The sequence below is a fragment of the Microbacterium sp. C5A9 genome (genome assembly GCF_022627955.1).
Taxonomy (GTDB): Bacteria; Actinomycetota; Actinomycetes; order Actinomycetales; family Microbacteriaceae; genus Microbacterium.
On record NZ_JABXGD010000007.1, the window covers coordinates 53574 to 70800 of the forward strand.

Sequence of the window (17227 nt, forward strand, 5' to 3'; positions counted from 1 at the left end):
CTATCGCCACTTCTGACCTTCGATAATCCGGGCCAGAGCTGCTACGTCGCCGCCACGCCTGAACCATTCCACAGGGCTGTGCTGACCGTCGGTGACCATGGTCGACTGCGGCGTCGCCATCAGAGCAGATACCGACATCCATCCCTTGTCTTTTACGATGTCGATGATCTCGGTTAGGTGCGGTAGGAGTTTCCCCGGCGAGGAGAGGCTGAACTGCCACGACGGAAAACGCCGGGACTGTGCAACATCGACCATGTACAACTCGCCGCGGTCGGCGGCAGCAAAGAGCGACTCTTCGTCCATATGCAAGAAGCCAGCGGCTGCGGAAGCAGATACGGTCTGGAGCACGCTCGTCAGAAGAGTGCTCGCTACACTCGCGAGAAGACCCCCGCGAGCAACTTCGATCGATGTCGCCTCGAGCGACTCTGGCGTGAACGCCTTGGACTGGATGAGATAGCTGACCTCCTGCGGAGTCAGCTCTTCCTGATCCGCGATCGGTCGCTCTGCGCGGAGCTGGTCAGTCAGCGCTCGAACGATGAAGTCCCCGTCCGCGTTCAACCGGCCGACGGCGTCGACGAACGCCGCGATCGCATCGGTGGATGGCTGTGCCTGCCAAGGGCGGGTTCGTGGCTGGCCTTTGGTTTCATCCATGTGCGACAGCGTAGATGAGCCTCCGCTGGAAGGGGAGGTCTCCCGGGGAATCGACGGCGCGCATCCCATAGAGCCGATGACAGTCGGCGAGATCGCAGACGTCGTCTGCTGGGCCCGGGCGCGCCTGCGGGTCTGGTTGGGGCGCGTTCGCTCGCTACCCAAGAGAACCCCGACGCTATCGAACGCCTCTGCTTGCTTGGTTCAACCGGATGGGAGAACAGCACTGGTGCAGAATGTCACTGGAGCGCCTGTTCGGCGTCGACGTTGACCCGGAAGGACTTCGTGGGCCACTACAACCTCAACCGAATGGGCTGGCAGCAATTCGAGCACATGCTCCAGGCGCTCGCGAAGGCTGAGTTGGGCAATGGTGTCAGGCCGTTTGGTTCAGGTAGGGACGCGCAGCGCGACGCTACGTTCGACGGCCGCGTCGACTTCCCGGTCGGGGCGGGCGCGAAATGGGATGGCTACGGCGTCGTTCAAATGAAGTACAACGAGAAACCGGTCTCAACGACGGCTGACTGGCGGTGGTTCCTTGACGAGGTCCGCTCCGAGCTGCGTGGCTGGCTCGTAAAGAAGAGGGTCGGCGAGAAGACGCCGGAGTACCTGCTTTTCTCCACCAACGTCGTGCTGACCGGGACGAAAGACACTGGCGGTCGTGACCAGTTCGACCAGCTTCTTGCCGCCAACGCAGAAGACTTGGGGCTGCGTGGATGGTACGTGTGGGACTACGACGAGATTCGCGTCATGCTCGACACCCACACGTCTATTCGACAGCGATACCTAGAGCAGATCGTCACCGGCGACTTTCTTGCGCAAGTCGCCGAATTGCTCCCCGAGAAGACGGCTCTCGAGGCGGATCGGCTCGCTGGGCACGCCGTCGCCGAGCTGATCAACCGGCAATGGGTTCGAACGGGCGATGCGGGGTACAACGATGCGTCGAAAGTGACACTCGCGGACATTGCAATCGATCTGCCCTTCACGGCGGGCGTGACCGCGGACGCGGAAGGCCAGTCGCGGAGGATGACCGCCGCCGAGACGGTGCGCATCGGCGACCTCCACCTGTCAACCACCGCCGGCCGTGGGCCCCATGGGGTGGTCATCGTCGGAGGCCCGGGTCAGGGCAAGAGCACGATCGCCCAAGTGATCGCCCACACGTATCGTGTCGCCTTCCTCGCTGACACGAACGTCGAGGAGTACGGCGAGAGGGCTAAGCGCGCCTTCGATGGCCTCGACACACGGCTCAGGAAGGCGGGTATCCCGAACCCGCAGAAACGTCGATGGCCGTTCGTGATCGAACTGGCGAAGGCGGGGGCCGTGATCGCATCCTCCCCGTCGACGTTTTCGTTGCTCACCTACATCGCCGATTCCATACTGATTCGGGGGAAGAAGTCGGACCCGAGTGCGTTGCTGGACTGGTTGCGCACCTGGCCGTCATGCCTCGTGCTCGACGGCCTTGATGAGGTGCCTGACGCGAAGATCCGCAGCCGGCTCATCGAGGCGGTCACAGCGCTGGTGAGCGAGCTGAGCTCGGAGAAGGCGGACGTGCTCTTCGTCGCCACAACACGCCCACAGGGGTATCGACGGGAGTTCGACGACGCGTTTCCCTGCACGCAGATCACCCTGTCTGAACTCACCGAGACGGAAGCGATCAGCTACTCGGAAGCTCTCACCGCGTTGCGGGCAGCCAATGATCCAGACCTCGCTGAGCAGGTTGCACAAAGGCTCATCACGGCGGTCCACGAACGAGTCACGCAACGACTGATGACCACACCGTTGCAGGTGACGATCATGACGGCTCTCGCTGAAGAGGCAGTCGACCTTCCGACGGATCGATTCGAGCTGTTCGACCGGTACTATCGCGTCGTCTACGACCGTGAACTGGCGAAAAGCGAAGCCTTCACGGAACTGAAGTCGCTGCGCCCCCACATCGACCATCTTCACGAGCAGGCCGGGCTCAAGTTGCAGGCACGAACTGAGCGACCAGGGAACTCGGACGCTGTCCTCACGAAATCCGAGATCTCGCGTATTCTTCGCCACCGGCTCAGCTCGGCCGGATTCGAAGAGAGTGAATCGGAGTCGATCGCGACGACCCTCCTCAAACTTTCGACGGAACGACTGGTCATGCTCGTCTCTCCGAAGACATCGAAGTACGAGTTCGAAGTGCGATCGTTGCAGGAATATATGGCGGCTCGCGCGATCACCGATGGTGACGAACAGGTCGTCTTGCAGAACCTGCGCGAACTCGTTCCATCGAGTCACTGGCGCAACACGTGGCTGCTCGCGGCGGGACGCCTGCTGAAGCGTCGAGAGCACCTCATCGATGACGTCATCGACATCGTCGTTCGATACGACATTCAATCTGCCGAGTCGCCGATCACAGCCCTCGGCGCGAGCCTCGCTGGCGACCTCTACCTAGACAACTTCGGGATCGAGTTCCCGGCGACACGACGCAAACTCCTCAGCGCCGCTGTGAACCAGTTCGCAGATCTCGCTGATGGCATGCCGGCCGGCGTTGCGAACCTTCTGGCGACTGCGTTGGAACAAAGCGAGCGAGAGCACGCCATCGTGCTTGATGCCCTGCACGAGCTCAGCCGCGAGAACCCGTCCAACCTTGCCACCCGCGCATTGAGCGACAATCGCACCGGTATGTCAGATCTCGCCAAGCAGGCACGAACGACGTTGACCGAGGGTCGGAAGTACATTAGACCCGAACCCGGACCGATCCACGCTGATGCGGCGATCCTCGCACGTGCTCTCGCCCGGGCATCCAACCCAGGCGCGGAGGTCCTACTCCTTGTCGAGCAACTGCAGACGCCTGGTGCTGTCTGGCGGGGACGTTCGCTCGGAGTCTCGGTCGACATGCTGATTGCCCTTGAGAGAGACGCCGCTCGCCCCGCCCTTGCAGCTGCCGCGAAGAGCTTGTCTCAGAGCAGCCCGGCAAGCGCCGCCCTCAGTATCGAGCTCCTCCGGTTGCACGCCGCGTCGAAGCTTCGAGGCGACACGTTCGCAAAGTAGTCACACCGCCGTCGCGCACGACTCAAGCACAAGCACAGCTGAGAAGCACGCAACGTTCGGCAACTAGAATCATGCCGTGACCGCTCAGCCTGCACCGAAGCCTCGGCTCGGAGGTGCGCTCGAGCGCGGTGCGGCCGAGGAACTTGCCCGCACGCTGCGAGCTGTCGCCGACCCGACTCGCCTGCAGATCTTGAGCATCATTCTGGGATCCGCGGACGAACGTGCGACTGTCGGGCAGCTGGCGGACATGCTCGGTTTGCGGCAACCAACGGTGACGCACCACGTCCGGATACTCCTTGATGACGGGTTCGTCACGAGGGTGCAGGATGGCAAGCTCGGATGGATCTCCGTCCATCCCGAGCGTCGTGCCGCGGTCGAAGATTTTCTCCGATGAGCGAGAAGCACACGCACCGTGTCGGGCGACCACTCGACGAGCAGGCGGCTCGGGATCGCGCGGTGCAGGTCGCAGTACTCGGTAACCCCGAGACCCTGCGCACCCTGAGCGCCTTGGCATCCGGTATGCACGAATCTGACCTTGCCGGCGAACTCGGTATCGATTCCACCGGTGTCGATCAAGCGCTCAGGTCATTGCAGATGGCCGGTCTCATCCGGCGCGAGAAGAGCGATGCATGGATGCCAACGATCGACGCGTGGGTGCGTTTCGGACGTCTGCTCAGCAGCGATTCTCTGACAGCGGGATCCCCAGAGAATCCCGTGATGGCGCTTCCTCGTGCGGTTGGCACCGTGGTTGAAGACCTCGCGTATCGCTTCAGTTCTACGTTCAGTCGAGAAACGGTCGCAGGATACGTCGCTCAAAGCTATCGGCTGCTGAGCCAACGGACGCGGGTCCGTGAGCACCTGTTGACGATGACGGCGCGGTACGCCGCGGACCGCCTAGACGCTCTCGCCACGGCCCAAGGCCTGGTACTACGGGACACCCCGGAGGTGCTATTCGTCTGCGTGCAGAACGCTGGGAGGTCGCAGATGGCGGGGGCGTTCTTGCGGCATTTCGCGGGCGGACGTGTTCACGTGCGCACCGCCGGGTCTGCTCCATCGGACACAGCGCATCCTCGCGTGGCTGCGGCGCTGAGCGAAGTCGGGGTTGAGCTGTGGGGCGAGTTCCCCAAACCGCTCACGGATGAAGTCGTGCGTGCGGCGGACTACGTCATCACGATGGGGTGCGGCGACTCGTGCCCGATTTTCCCCGGGCGACGCTACATGGAATGGGATCTCGCCGATCCGCTCGAGCTCGATGATGTCGGTCTTCGCGCCGTGCGTGATGAGGTCCGCTCACGGGTTCTTGACCTTCTTCAGGAACTGGGCATCGAGGCTCAGGAGGCGAGCCGGTAGCCGGCGACGCGGACAGTTTCGATCAGCGCCTGTGCTGGTGCGAAGGCGGCCAGTCGCGAGCGGAGTTTTGTCATTGCTACCCGCACTGAGGCGTGGGGATCTTCGAGGTCGGATCCGAAGGAAAGTGCTAGAGCGCCGATGCTCACACTGTCTGGGTAGGCGCGGATGATCTGATGCAGCAGCTCGAATTCTCGTGCGGGTAGCAGCAGCGCGTGATCTTGCCAGCGCAGGCTTCTGTGCGAGACGTCGAGCGTCAATTCCCCGATACGCAGTGTGCGATCTGGAGCGGCGGATCGTGGATGCAGCCGTGACACTTCGCGCAGTCGGTCCGGGGTGACGGGGAGTCGGACGGTACCGCGCACTCCGGCACTCATCGCCGCTGCGATTGTCGCGGTTTCCGTCGCATCGGAGATACCCAGGAATAGGGCACCGTCGCACACGGGACCCGCGATCTGGATGATCGCGGCGAGCTTCTCGAATGGTTCTCCGCTGCCGAGGACGAGGGATGCGTGATGGTCGTGCGCGAGGTCAGCGAGCGCTTCGACGACTTCTGCGTGGACGGTAACGGGGACTCCCGCATGGCGGAACTCGGCAAAGCTCCCGCGCAGTACGTCGGGTCCGCGTCCGTGGAGCACGAACCGCGGGTTCCCATCCCTGCCGGTGTCGGTCATCCGAATCGTCCGCTGATGTAGTCCTCGGTCCGCTGGTCTTGTGGCTGTTCGAAGATGTTGCGGGTGAGGTCGTATTCGACGAGCACGCCGGTGCGGTCACCGGTGCTCTCGTCGGCGAGGGCGGTGAAGAATGCGGTGCGATCGGCCACGCGCGCTGCCTGCTGCATGTTGTGGGTGACGATGATGATCGTGTAGTCCTTGCGAAGCTCGTGCATGAGGTCTTCGATCCGAGACGTGGCGATCGGGTCAAGGGCGGAGCAGGGCTCGTCCATCAGGATCACGTCGGGTTGTACAGCGATCGTCCGCGCGATGCACAGGCGCTGCTGTTGACCGCCGGAGAGGCCGAACGCGGATTGCTTGAGCTTGTCCTTCACTTCGCCCCAGAGGGCGGAGCGGGTCAGTGCCTCTTCGACGAGGTCGTCCATGTTGTCGACTTTCATCCCGGTGACCCTAGGGCCGTAGGCGATGTTGTCGTAGATCGATTTCGGGAACGGGTTGGGCTTTTGGAACACCATGCCGATCCGCCGACGGACCTCGATCGGATCCACGGCTTTGGCGTAGATGTCCTCGTCTTGGAAGAGGACGGTGCCTTCCACGCGGGCACCGTCGACGAGGTCGTTCATGCGGTTCAGGGAGCGCAGCAGCGTTGATTTTCCGCATCCGGAGGGGCCGATGAGCGCGGTGATCTCGTTACGCCCGAACTCGAGGTTGACGCCGGTCACGGCCCGGAACTCGCCGTAGTACACGTTGACGTCTTCGCAGCGGATCAGGCCACTGGGGGTGGCGGCGAGCCGTCGTGTTTCGGCGGCATGGAAGTTCGTGTGCGTCGCTGTCGCGGCGCTGCCTGTGGGAGTGCTCATGGTTACCACCGTTTCTGGAACTTGTTGCGGATGAAGATCGCGAGCGCGTTCATCAGGATGAGGACGGCGAGCAGCAGGATGCTGGTGGCGCCGGCGAGTTCGTGGAAGCCTTCTTGCGGGCGGCCGGTCCAGTTGAAGATCTGGATCGGCAGCGTGGTGTAGCCGCTGAGGAGCCCGTTCGGGTCGAAGGTGATGTACACCAGCGCGCCGAGCACGAGCAGCGGGGCGGCCTCCCCGAGTGCGCGGGAGAGCGCGAGGATGGAGCCGGTTGCGATCCCGGGAACGGATGCGGGGAGCACTTGTCTCCACGTGGTCTGCCATTGTGTGGCGCCGAGTGCGAGAGATCCGTCGCGAATCTCTCGCGGGACCGCGCGCAGTGCTTCTCTGGTCGCGATGATGATCACCGGCAGGATGAGCAGTGTCAGGGCGAACGCCCCGCCGATGACGATGTTCTTGTTGGTGACGCCGAGCATCGAGAGGAACGCGAGCGCGAGGAGCCCGTACACGATCGAGGGCACTGCGGCGAGGTTCTGCACGTTGAGTTCGATGAACCGGTTGAACCACCGCTTCCGGTCGGCGAACTCTTCCAGGTGCACGGCGGCGGCGATCCCGAGCGGGAGTGTCATCACGGCGGTCGCACCGATCGCCCACACGGATCCGAGGATGGCGGGCCGGGCTCCGGCCTCGTCGGGGTCGGCGGAGGGGAAGTTGAACAGCAGCGCCGTGGAGAGCTTGTTCTGCCCGGTGAGGAAGATCGTGATCAGAAGGGTGATGAGCACCGCGAACGCGACGAACAGGGAGAGCCACAACAGCAGCAGGAACGCCAGTGCGCTCGGGCGCATCTCACCGTTGCGGCCGGTCGCGATGGGGGCCGAAGCGCGCAACGGCTGCGTCGCGGTCGTCGAGGTGGGGGACATCAGTAGGCCTCCCGGAAGCGGCGGACGAAACGGATGCTGATGAAGTTGATCAGCAAGGTGATGAGGAACAGCAGCAGCCCGACCGCGAACAGGGTGTTGTATTCGAGGCTCCCGACCCGGGAGTCGCCGAGCGCGGCGTTGGCGATGAATCCCGTCATCGTCTGCCCCTGATCGAGCGGGTTGGTGACGAGTTGCGCTTGGTTGCCGGCGGCGATGGCGACGATCATGGTTTCGCCGACCGCTCGGGAGATGCCCAGTACGACGGCCGCGACGATCCCGGACAGGGCGGCGGGGAACACGACGCGGAGGGTGGTCTGCATCCGGTTCGCCCCGAGCGCGGCGCTGCCCTGGCGGAGCGCCTGCGGGACAGCGGACATGGCGTCTTCTGCGATCGACGCGATCGTCGGGATGATCATCACACCCATGACGAGGCCCGCCGCGAGAACACTGAACGCCCCGGTTGGAAGGTGAAGCCAGTCCCGCAGGACGGTGCCTTGCACGAACTGCAGGGCGAAGAACCCATACACGACCGTGGGGATGCCCGCGAGGATCTCGAGCAACGGTTTGAGAACCTTGCGGACGCGGGGGCGGGCGTACTCGGCGAGCAGCGTTGCAGCCCCGAGCCCGAACGGCACCGCCACGAGCAGCGCGATGAGCGTGGTCCACAAGGTCGCGGTGACCAGAGGCAGCACGCCGAACGACGCGTCCGCGAAGCGTGGCGCCCACCGGGTGCCGAACAGGAACTCCAGGACCGGGACCTCGGCGAAGAAGCTCAGCGACGGGATAAGCAGCGCGATGAGGATCCCCACCGTCGTCACGACGGTGACGGCTGCAGCCAGGCGCAGGGCGAGCTTGATGAGGAACTCGCCGGGGCGGCGGCGGCCGGCGAAACTGCTGGCGGGGGCAGGGGCCCGGCCAGAAGCCGGACCCCCACGCCGTTCAATGATGGCGGTCATGGAGCGTGCGGTGCTCAGCCGAGCGAGGCGAGCTCGTCGGTGGCGGTGGTGACCTGGTCCTCGGTCAACGGCACGAACAGTGCACGCTCAGCGATCTCCGCGGAGTTGGCGACGTAGAAGTCGATGAACGACTTCACCTGCTCCTTGTCGACGTACGAGGCGTTGTTGACGTAGATGAACAGGGGGCGACCCAGCGGGGTGTAGGTGCCGTCCTGCACGGTCTCGGTGCTCGGCATCACGCCGTCGACGGCGACTGCCTTCACGACACCTTCGTTCTCTTCGACGTAGCTGAGGCCGAGGAACCCGATCGCGCCGACGTCTCCCGCAACGCCCTGGATGGTGATGTTGTCATCTTCGGAGGGGCTGTAGTCGGTGCGGATCGCACCGTCTTCGCCGTTGATCTCCTCGGTGAAGTAGTCGAACGTGCCCGAGTCGGTGCCGGCGCCGAAGAGCGTGATGGCCTGGTCGGGGAAGCTGGGATCGACCTGGTTCCAGTTCGTGATCTTGCCCTCCGCCTCCGGCCCCCAGATCAGGTTGAGCTGCTCAACGGTCAAGTCCTCCGCCCAGTCATTCTCCGGGTTCACGATGACTGACAGGCCGTCGTTGGCGGCGACGATCTCGGTGTACTTGATGCCGGCGGCCTCGCAGTCCGCAGCTTCCTCGTCCTTGATCGGACGCGACGCGTTGGACACATCCGTCTCGCCGGCGCAGAACGTCTTGAAGCCACCACCGGTACCCGACGTCGCGACCGAGACGTTCACGGCGCTCTCCTCATCGCGGAACAGGTCAGCGGCGGCCTCAGTCAGCGGGGCGACGGTCGACGAACCGTCGGTGTTCACCGAACCGGTCAGTCCGCCCCCGCTCGCGCCGGATCCAGAGGTGTCACCACCGGAGGGCTGCCCGCCGCACCCGCTCAGGGCTAGTGCCCCGACCAGGACCAATGCGGTGGACGCGAAGATCTTTGCTGTGGACTTTCGCACGTGTGCTTCCTTCATCTCAGGTATTCGAGGGATGAAGCAGCCGAGTCGCCGCTTCACATAGATGCTTGTCTATCCGACGTAGTTATAGAAGGCTATCTATATGAACGCGGGGTTAACGGGGGCGAAAGGGTTCGTTGATCTTCCCGCCCGGGTGTCGGATCGTGCCGTGATCGACGCGATGATCAGGTGCGCGGACGTCGCGCGCGTCAGTGAGGCTTCGCAGGCGGCGAGGTCTCGACAGAAAGGACTCACATGCACCTGGTCGTGATCGGGGGAAGTGACGCAGGAATCTCCGCGGCGCTCCGTGCCCGAGAGGTGGACGAATCCGCTGATGTGACGGTCGTCGTTGCCGATGCATACCCGAACTTCTCGATCTGTGGCATCCCTTACTACTTCTCGCGGGAGGTGCAACCGTGGCAGTCGCTCGCACATCGCACGCTTGCCGATCTGGAAGCGGCCGGTCTCCAGGTGCGCACCAACACGCTCGCGACGGGCATCAGCGTCAATGCCCGCACACTCACCGTGCGGAACAACGGTGGAGCGGAGTCCGCCATTCCTTACGATGCGCTCGTCGTCGGGACGGGCGCATCCGCCTCGACGGCGGGTATCCACGGGACCGACCGGCTCGGGCCTGCGGACGGGGTGCATACGCTCCACACGATGGGTGACACCTTCGCTCTTGAGAACTACCTCGATGAGCATCAACCGTCGACGGCAATCATCATCGGCGCGGGGTACGTCGGCCTCGAGATGGCCGAAGCGCTCACCATCCGCGGGCTCCAGGTCACGCAGCTGCAACGCGGACCCCAGGTGCTCTCCACCCTCGACACGGAACTCGGAGCGCTCGTGCGCGACGAGCTCGACCGCAACGGCGTCACGGTGGAAACGGGCATGCAGGTGCACGATATCGGCCGCGACAGCGGGCTCCTCGCGGTCCAGGGCACCCGCGACGGTGCCCCGTTCGTGCGTCGCGCCGAGCTGGTCCTCGTCGTGGTGGGTGTGCGCCCCAATGTGGAGCTCCTCACCGGAATCGGGGCACGAACCGGAGCCGGCGGCGCCGTCATCGTGGACGAACGGATGCAGACAGGGATCCCGCAGATCTGGGCGGGCGGGGACGGTGTGATCACCCGTCATCGCCTTCTCGGCGACACGTATCTTCCGCTCGGCACGACCGCGCACAAACAAGGGCGAGTCGCGGGCGCGAACGCGGTCGGCGCCGATGCGCGATTCCACGGCAGCCTGGGAACCCAGGTCGTGAAGGTGTTCGACCTGGTGGCTGCCCGCACGGGCCTTCGAGATCACGAAGCCGAAACCGCGGGGCATCGACCGCACAGCCACACCGTCACTGCCGACGACCACAAGCGCTACTACCCCGGTGCCACCCCCATCCACATCCGCGTGACCGGAGACTTCGAATCGGGGCGTCTCCTCGGCGCGCAACTGCTCGGATCGCGCAGCGCCGAGATATCCAAGCGCGTCGATACGTTCGCGACAGCACTGCACCACAGCATGTCCGTAGACGCGATCAGCGACCTCGACCTGTCCTATACCCCGCCGCTCGGCTCCCCCTGGGATGCGGTGCAGATCGCTACCCAAGCGTGGAGCACGTCAACCCGCGCAGCGGGATCAACGACCCCTGTCCACGCCGGTGCGTCTCGCAGCTCGGAGGCGGGCGGCATTGACCGGGCGGCGAGATCAGGTGAAGCGGGCGAAAATGAGTGAAAGCCCGGCGAACCCGACAGCAACCCATGCCATGGCGGAGTACGACCCCGTCGCCACCGCGATGAGCGGGCCGAGTGCGGGACCGACCGCACCGATCGCCGTGATCGGTGCGGCGAAGACACCATTGATCGAGCCGTAGTTCCGCGTGCCCCACCGGTCAGCGACGGCAGAGCCCTGCACGAGCGTCTGTGCACCGCGCACGGCTCCGACCCCCACGCCGATACTGATGAGCAGCCACGGCGGCCCAGGCACGATCGCGAGCAGAGCAAGCCCGATGACGCTCAGCCCCGCCGTCGCCGCCAACGCCACCCAGGGTGCGGCGGCGTGTGGGATGGCGACATACAGCAGTCGGCCGATCACCTGGCCGGCGCCGAGCAGCCCCAGCGCCCAAGCGGCGACCTCGTACGTCATCCCCTTCTCAGTGAACAGAGGAATGATCGCGAGTGTGACGCTGAACAGCGCCGCCGCCAAGGTGAGCATCGACGCCTCAAGCATCCAGAAGCGCCGCGTGCGCACCACGCTCGCCACCGTATGGTGATCGGCCGACGCATCATGGACGACGGGCGGCCAGGACGACTCGAGAAAGAACCAGTGCAGCGGTGTGGTCGTCACCACGAGGACGACGGCGAGGACAAGAAACACCGACCGCCAATCCATCACCGTCAGCAACACGGCGACGATAGGAGCGAAGACGGTCGACGCCAATCCTCCCGCGAGGGTGAGGATCGTCATCGCACCCCGGCGGCGGTCTCCATACCGGCGAGCGATCACCGTGAACGCGGCCTGGTACAACACCGCGGCCTGCGCGGTCCCCGCCACGATCCACCCCGCCGTGAACACGACAAGATTCGGTGCGGCCGCGACGATGACCAGCCCACCCGCACCGACAATGCTTCCCACGGTCATGATCATCCGAGGCCCACGCTCGTCGAGCCAGCGCCCGACAACGACGCCCGCGATCGCCGACGCAGCGAGTCCACCCGAGAACGACAACGTCACCAGCGCCACGGGCCACCCTGTCGCGTCCGCGATCGCGGGCGAGGCGACGATCAACGCATAGAACAGAACCCCCCAGCTGATGACCTGCCCCAGCGACAGCGCGACAAGCCGCCCCCCGAACCGGGAGCCCGGGGCCCGGGCCGTCACACCGAACGCAGGGTGTCCGCGGCGGCGTCCAGCGCCCCGTCGGTGATCGCGAAGTATGCCCACTTCCCTCGCTGCTCGCGGGTGACAAGCCCCGCGTCGGCGAGCAACTTCATGTGGTGCGACACCGTGCCCTGCGACAGTCCGACCGGCGCGGTGAGGTCGCAGATGCACGCCTCCCCACCGTCACCGGCGGCAATCAGCGACAACAGGCGCACCCGTGTCGGATCCCCGAGCGCTTTGAACACCCGTGCGACGCGCTCCGCGTCCTCGACCGTGATCGCTGCTGTCACCCGAGGGGCGCAGCAGGACGTCGAGGTGTCGAGGGTGGCAGGAAGACTCATGACACCAGTATCGCACGCATTGACAAACTTCGATAGGAGGAGCAGGCTATTCATATTGAAGTTTTTCGATTTGAGGAGATGTGATGAACGAGCTTCCCGTCGTAGTCATCGGCGCCGGCCCCCAAGGGCTTGCTGCGGCCGCCCACCTGACGGAGCGTGGCATCGCCGTGACGGTCGTTGAGCGAGGCGATGGGCCAGCTGCTGCGGTGTCCGAGTGGGGGCATGTGCGCCTGTTCTCCAGCTGGCCGGAACTCACCGACACGGCCGCCCGGCGTCTGCTGGAGCCGACCGGGTGGACCGCACCGCACTCGGGCTACCCCACGGGAGCCGAATGGGTCGCCGGCTACCTGGACCCGCTCGCCCGCGTCTTCGGTGACCGCGTCGTCTACTCGACGACCGTCACCGGTGTCGCCCGCAAGGGCCGCGATCTGATGGTCGACAGCGGCCGTAAGGGGCAGCCGTTCATCGTGCATACCCGGGACACGCAGGGGGCAGAAGGGCGGATCTCCGCGCGCGCCGTCATCGACGCCAGCGGCACATGGACGCTCCCGAACCCTGCCGGGGCGGACGGGCTGCCCGCGCTCGGCGAGCGGGCCGCGGTCGCGGCCTCACGGATCTCGTACCGCATCCCGGAGGATGTCTCCGCGTGTGCGGGGCAACACCTGGTCGTGATCGGTGCCGGGCACTCCGCAGTGCATGCCGTCCTCCGGCTGAGCGAGCTGGCGCGCAGAACCCCAGGCACCCGGGTGACGTGGCTGCTGCGTCGCGGTACGACGGGCAACGTCTTGGGTGGTGGAGCGGGCGATGAACTGCCCGAGCGTGCAGCTCTGGGCACCCGAGCGCGCAAGGTGATCGAAGCCGGTGTTGTCGAGGTGGTGACGGGCTTCCGCGTCGCCGAGTTCCACGACGAGGCGGCGGGGCTGCGCATCGTCGCGGAGAACGGCAAGGAGGTCGACGGGGTGTCCCGCGTGTTCGCGCTGACCGGATTCCGCCCCGATGTGAGCATCCTGTCGGAGATGCGCATCGACCTGGATGCGTCCTTGGAGGCGGTCGCCGGGATCGCGGAAGAGATCAACCCGAACGTCCACTCCTGCGGATCGATCGGCGCCACCGGGGCCCGCGACCTCACCCAGCCCGAGCCGGACTTCTTCATCGTCGGCGCGAAAAGCTACGGGCGCGCCCCCACCTTCCTCGCTCTCACCGGGTTCGAGCAGGTTCGCAGCGTCGCCGCCCACCTCGCGGGCGACCATGCAGGCGCCGAGCGCAATGAGCTCGTCCTTCCCGACACCGGCGTCTGCGGCGGATCCGGAGACTTCGACGGGGCCGGCAGCAGCTGCTGCGCAGCGCCCGTCATCCAGCTCGAGCCCACCCGCGTCGCCGTCGGCTGACCGGCCGCTCGAACCACCACCCAGCGCCCCGCGGGGCGCAATCAACCCAAGGAGTACTCACATGGCCAACCAGCTGATCGAGAAGAACGTCACGATCGAAGACCCCCGCGACGGCACCCCGCTCGCCGTCACCATCCAGCTCGAGCTGGATCTGTCCGACTGTGCATGCACGCCGCGCACGCCCTCCCTGGGCAACCCAGTTGGATACGGCTCCAAGTAGACCTGGACGTCGAACCTCGGCCCCGCGAAGGGGAGCTCTTCCACCTCGGGCGAGCTCCCCTTCTGCATGTATCGCGGGACATCTGCCGTGAGTGGCTTATGGGGAGAACAGCGTCCGCACGCGGGGAATCACTCGTCTGTACGTCTGACGGACTTCCCCGTACGCGCTGACGAGTTCGAGGTCGGGCTGAATTTCTTGTCCTGTCCCCACCATGGCAGTGATGGCGTCAGCCCAGGTGGGGTGCAGCCCCGTCCCGACGGCCGCGCAGATCGCTGCCCCCATACCAGCTGCGTCACGTACACGGGGTGTGCGCACGGGTACCCCATATACGGCAGCCAGGATGCGCAGCATGAGATCCGATTCGCTTCCACCGCCGGTGACGATGAGGGAACGACGGTCTCGCCCGAGCGCGCGGCGCGCACGGGCGTCAGCGCTCTCGGTCTCGATCGCGAGCGCCTCGAGGATCGCCCGATAGATGTGGAACCGTCCCTGCGTGCCGTCGAAGCCGACCAGCGCCCCGCGCCGCCACGGCTCATCCGCGGGCGCGAGCCAGTCCAGAGCAGCGACGAGGCCGCCCGCGCCAGCCGGGACGTTGTCGGCACCGCGGTTGAGGTCATCTTCCGACGTTGCCTCGATGGACCCGGATACGACGTCGCGGAACCAGCTGACCGTCCACATGCCGCGTCGCACTCCGGCGCTTTCGTAGAGGTATCCGCCGGGCTGTGACGAGAAGTTCGTCCACACGTCTGGATGCGGTGGCAGCGGACGATGCCCTGGCGTCATGGTCGCGACGTACGTGCCCAGGGACAACAATGCGTCCCCCTCGTCCTGGAGCCCTGCACCCAGGGCTTCGACGGCCTTGTCGTTCGACGTCGCGATCACGGGGATTCCCGCGGGCAGACCGAGCAGCAGTGCTACCTCGGAGGCGAGAGTGCCGAGTGCCTCGCCTGGAGCGACCAGGTCGAACAACATCTCCCGTCCCAGACCCACACGCTCATACTCGGCGGCATCCATGCTCCAGGCCCAGTGTGCAGTGTCGATAGGCCAGCTGCCCTGTACGTTGCCCGCGGCATCCTGGCGCTCTCCGGTGAGCTTGTGAGTGATGTACCCCGACGAAGTTGTGACGTACACCGCCTCGTCGGTTTCACGCTCGTACGCGCGCGGCAGACGCTCGTCCATCCAGCTCATGACCGGCTGGGCGAGCGATCCGTCAGCGCGCAGCACGGCCCGGCAGAAGCGGATCGTGCACAGGCCGATGCCGCGGATCTCGGCCGGATCCCCCGCGAAGTCGGCGACCGCGGCGCGCGTCGCGGCGACGATCGAGTCCCACAGGTCGTCGTCCGGATGCTCCCATCGACCCGGCGCGGGCGACGAATACGGCCGCAGCGCGACACGGGCGCTCGCGTGCACGGTCCCGTCGCCGTCGACGATCAGGACCTTCGTGCTCTGCGAGCCGTTGTCGATCGCGACGACGTACCCCGCCGCCGACGCGCTCACGCCCGCGTCGCCATCTCGGCCTCGGGCGTGGCGACGTCGTCCAGGGGATAGATGGTCCCGCGGTTCATGATCCCGCGCGGGTCGAGCCCGTCCTTGAGGGTGCGCAGCAGCCGGTAGGCGCTGCCGTGCTCCTCATGTGTCCACGGCGTGCGGTACTTGCCGATGCCGTGGTGGTGCACCATGGAGCCGCCGAGGCGCAGTGCCTCCTCCACGACGATCGCGTTGAGGGGCTCGTGGTACTCGGTGATCTCTTCGCGCGGCTCGCAGGCGATGTCGTAGTCGTAGACGAAGTACAAGTTGGTGCCGGTCTGGTAGCTGTGCGAGGAGTGCGCGCCGAGCATCCGCAGGTCCGCCGCGCGCGGGAACTCGGTGCGTGCGCGGCGCATGACGGACTCGAACAGTTCCTCGACGCCTGACCAGTCGATCGATACCTCGGTCGTGTAGCCGAGGCGCGCCTTCTCGAGCATCTCGCGCTTCTCGGCGTCGATCTTGTCCTGCCCCCAATTGAGGTTGTCGAACCAGTTCTCGATCAGTGCGGGGTCGACCTTCTCGTGCGGGATGCTGGCGAAGATTTCCTCGACGCCGGCGGCTGTGGCGTCGGCCACGCCCTTCGGTCCTTCGGCGACGACCACGACCACGGCCTTGCCGTCGGCGAAGTGCGAGAAGTGCTGCGCGGCGTCCTCCTCGGAGTACGCGCGTGCCACCGACGGGCGGTAGCCGGCGACGATGATCTCGCGGAGACCTGCCACGCCCGCCGGGAGCGAGTCGACGAGGTACCCGAGGAAACGATTGTTCTCCGGCTGGTAGGTGAACACCTTGACGGTGACCTCGGTGATGACGGCAAGCGCGCCCTCGTTGCCGATCATGATGTGGCGGATGTCGGGTCCGGCGGCGCGTCGCGGCACGTTCTTGATGCGTACGACCTCGCCGTCGGGCAGCACGGCTTCGAGCCCGATCACCATGTCCTCGATCCCGCCGTACAGCGTGGAGAACTGGCCGATGGACCGGGTCGCGACCAGTCCACCCATCTGCGCGAGCGGCTTCGACTGCGGTGAGTGCCCCGTCGTGAGGCCCTGCGCCCGAAGGGTGTCTTCGAGCAGCTGCAGCGGAACGCCGCACTGGGCCGTGACCATCATGTCGACGGGGTCGATGTCGAGGATCGCGTCCATTCGCGAGCCGTCGAGCACGATCGAATCCTCGACGATCGTCTCGAGTCCGCCCTCGGTCGCGGTGCGGCCGGTGCGGGGCACGACGTTGACGAGGTTCTCGTCCGCGAACGCGAGGATCGCCGACACGTCGGCGGTGGACCGCGCGTAGGCGATCGCGGAGGGGATCGGACCGTCGAAGATGCCGTGCACGGATGTGTACTTCTTGAAGCGGTCGACGCTCGCCTCGCGCAGCGCCTGCGCCTCGGTCTCGACCTGGTCGGTGCCGAGGATCTCCTGCAGTCGGGTGACGATCTCCTCACGTGAGAGAGCGGATCGTGAAGTGACCATGGGGAAGGTGTCCTGTT

Annotated in this window: 16 protein-coding genes; 6 read left to right on the plus strand and 10 right to left on the minus strand. The window is 65.6% G+C overall.

The window, feature by feature from the left end:
• Positions 1-651, minus strand: a complete 651-nt coding sequence (locus tag HWD99_RS13780) for a hypothetical protein (RefSeq protein ID WP_061016790.1) — start codon at positions 649-651, stop codon at positions 1-3.
• Positions 652-933: 282 nt separating this feature from the next.
• Here HWD99_RS13780 and HWD99_RS13785 point away from each other — a divergent pair, with 282 nt between their 5' ends.
• The 3 genes from HWD99_RS13785 to HWD99_RS13795 all read left to right on the plus strand — a co-directional run bounded on the left by HWD99_RS13785 (position 934) and on the right by HWD99_RS13795 (position 5016).
• Complete coding sequence (locus HWD99_RS13785) at positions 934-3666, plus strand: NACHT domain-containing NTPase (RefSeq protein ID WP_241796826.1); 2733 nt, start codon at positions 934-936, stop codon at positions 3664-3666.
• 76 nt (positions 3667-3742) lie between these two features.
• Entirely contained in the window at positions 3743-4060 is a 318-nt protein-coding gene (locus HWD99_RS13790; protein ID WP_061016796.1) for a helix-turn-helix transcriptional regulator, read from the plus strand.
• Positions 4057-5016 carry a three-helix bundle dimerization domain-containing protein gene (locus HWD99_RS13795; RefSeq protein WP_231728787.1) on the plus strand — a complete coding sequence of 320 codons (960 nt, stop codon included), beginning with the start codon at positions 4057-4059 and terminating at the stop codon, positions 5014-5016. The genes HWD99_RS13790 and HWD99_RS13795 overlap by 4 nt, the downstream gene beginning before the upstream one ends.
• On the opposite strand, the gene HWD99_RS13800 is transcribed toward HWD99_RS13795, so the two are convergent.
• From HWD99_RS13800 to HWD99_RS13820, 5 genes are read right to left on the minus strand one after another with little or no spacing between them, the layout of a single operon-like run.
• Positions 4998-5687 carry a winged helix-turn-helix domain-containing protein gene (locus HWD99_RS13800; protein ID WP_241796827.1) on the minus strand — a complete coding sequence of 230 codons (690 nt, stop codon included), beginning with the start codon at positions 5685-5687 and terminating at the stop codon, positions 4998-5000. The genes HWD99_RS13795 and HWD99_RS13800 overlap by 19 nt on opposite strands.
• Entirely contained in the window at positions 5684-6547 is an 864-nt protein-coding gene (gene pstB / locus HWD99_RS13805; protein ID WP_200838810.1) for a phosphate ABC transporter ATP-binding protein PstB, read from the minus strand. Before pstB ends, HWD99_RS13800 begins: the two co-directional genes overlap by 4 nt.
• A gap of 2 nt (positions 6548-6549) precedes the next feature.
• Positions 6550-7464, minus strand: a complete 915-nt coding sequence (pstA, locus tag HWD99_RS13810; protein ID WP_061016800.1) for a phosphate ABC transporter permease PstA — start codon at positions 7462-7464, stop codon at positions 6550-6552.
• Entirely contained in the window at positions 7464-8420 is a 957-nt protein-coding gene (pstC, locus tag HWD99_RS13815; protein ID WP_017201968.1) for a phosphate ABC transporter permease subunit PstC, read from the minus strand. The genes pstA and pstC overlap by 1 nt, the downstream gene beginning before the upstream one ends.
• Before the next feature lie 14 nt (positions 8421-8434).
• On the minus strand, positions 8435-9400 hold the full coding sequence (locus HWD99_RS13820; protein ID WP_241796828.1) for a PstS family phosphate ABC transporter substrate-binding protein: 966 nt from the start codon (positions 9398-9400) through the stop codon (positions 8435-8437).
• A gap of 252 nt (positions 9401-9652) precedes the next feature.
• Here HWD99_RS13820 and HWD99_RS13825 point away from each other — a divergent pair, with 252 nt between their 5' ends.
• Positions 9653-11122, plus strand: a complete 1470-nt coding sequence (locus HWD99_RS13825; RefSeq protein WP_017201966.1) for an FAD-dependent oxidoreductase — start codon at positions 9653-9655, stop codon at positions 11120-11122.
• Here the strand turns inward: HWD99_RS13825 and HWD99_RS13830 are convergent.
• Positions 11096-12268: an MFS transporter gene (locus tag HWD99_RS13830; protein WP_017201965.1), complete on the minus strand. Its 1173-nt coding sequence runs from the start codon at positions 12266-12268 to the stop codon at positions 11096-11098. The two genes, HWD99_RS13825 and HWD99_RS13830, sit on opposite strands and share 27 nt — an antisense overlap.
• Complete coding sequence (locus tag HWD99_RS13835; RefSeq protein ID WP_017201964.1) at positions 12265-12609, minus strand: helix-turn-helix transcriptional regulator; 345 nt, start codon at positions 12607-12609, stop codon at positions 12265-12267. The genes HWD99_RS13830 and HWD99_RS13835 overlap by 4 nt, the downstream gene beginning before the upstream one ends.
• A gap of 83 nt (positions 12610-12692) precedes the next feature.
• Here HWD99_RS13835 and HWD99_RS13840 point away from each other — a divergent pair, with 83 nt between their 5' ends.
• Positions 12693-13997 carry an FAD-dependent oxidoreductase gene (locus HWD99_RS13840; protein ID WP_241796829.1) on the plus strand — a complete coding sequence of 435 codons (1305 nt, stop codon included), beginning with the start codon at positions 12693-12695 and terminating at the stop codon, positions 13995-13997.
• Between the two features lie 61 nt (positions 13998-14058).
• A complete protein-coding gene (locus HWD99_RS13845; RefSeq protein ID WP_017201962.1) occupies positions 14059-14217 on the plus strand; it encodes a hypothetical protein in 159 nt (52 codons plus the stop codon).
• Positions 14218-14313: 96 nt separating this feature from the next.
• On the opposite strand, the gene HWD99_RS18700 is transcribed toward HWD99_RS13845, so the two are convergent.
• Together HWD99_RS18700 and HWD99_RS13855 are read right to left on the minus strand one after the other, a co-directional pair.
• A complete protein-coding gene (locus HWD99_RS18700; RefSeq protein ID WP_241796830.1) occupies positions 14314-15714 on the minus strand; it encodes an FGGY-family carbohydrate kinase in 1401 nt (466 codons plus the stop codon).
• Positions 15711-17210 carry an FAD-binding oxidoreductase gene (locus tag HWD99_RS13855; RefSeq protein ID WP_017201960.1) on the minus strand — a complete coding sequence of 500 codons (1500 nt, stop codon included), beginning with the start codon at positions 17208-17210 and terminating at the stop codon, positions 15711-15713. Before HWD99_RS13855 ends, HWD99_RS18700 begins: the two co-directional genes overlap by 4 nt.
• Positions 17211-17227: the final 17 nt, after the last annotated feature.

Excerpts from the sequence above, each read along its gene's own strand:
- HWD99_RS13780 (WP_061016790.1), bottom strand. The coding sequence starts at position 651 with ATGGATGAAACCAAAGGCCAGCCACGAACCCGCCCTTGGCAGGCACAG.
- HWD99_RS13795 (WP_231728787.1), top strand. The coding sequence starts at position 4,057 with ATGAGCGAGAAGCACACGCACCGTGTCGGGCGACCACTCGACGAGCAG.
- HWD99_RS13800 (WP_241796827.1), bottom strand. The coding sequence starts at position 5,687 with ATGACCGACACCGGCAGGGATGGGAACCCGCGGTTCGTGCTCCACGGA.
- pstB (WP_200838810.1), bottom strand. The coding sequence starts at position 6,547 with ATGAGCACTCCCACAGGCAGCGCCGCGACAGCGACGCACACGAACTTC.
- pstA (WP_061016800.1), bottom strand. The coding sequence starts at position 7,464 with ATGTCCCCCACCTCGACGACCGCGACGCAGCCGTTGCGCGCTTCGGCC.
- pstC (WP_017201968.1), bottom strand. The coding sequence starts at position 8,420 with ATGACCGCCATCATTGAACGGCGTGGGGGTCCGGCTTCTGGCCGGGCC.
- HWD99_RS13825 (WP_017201966.1), top strand. The coding sequence starts at position 9,653 with ATGCACCTGGTCGTGATCGGGGGAAGTGACGCAGGAATCTCCGCGGCG.
- HWD99_RS13835 (WP_017201964.1), bottom strand. The coding sequence starts at position 12,609 with ATGAGTCTTCCTGCCACCCTCGACACCTCGACGTCCTGCTGCGCCCCT.
- HWD99_RS13840 (WP_241796829.1), top strand. The coding sequence starts at position 12,693 with ATGAACGAGCTTCCCGTCGTAGTCATCGGCGCCGGCCCCCAAGGGCTT.
- HWD99_RS13845 (WP_017201962.1), top strand. The coding sequence starts at position 14,059 with ATGGCCAACCAGCTGATCGAGAAGAACGTCACGATCGAAGACCCCCGC.
- HWD99_RS13855 (WP_017201960.1), bottom strand. The coding sequence starts at position 17,210 with ATGGTCACTTCACGATCCGCTCTCTCACGTGAGGAGATCGTCACCCGA.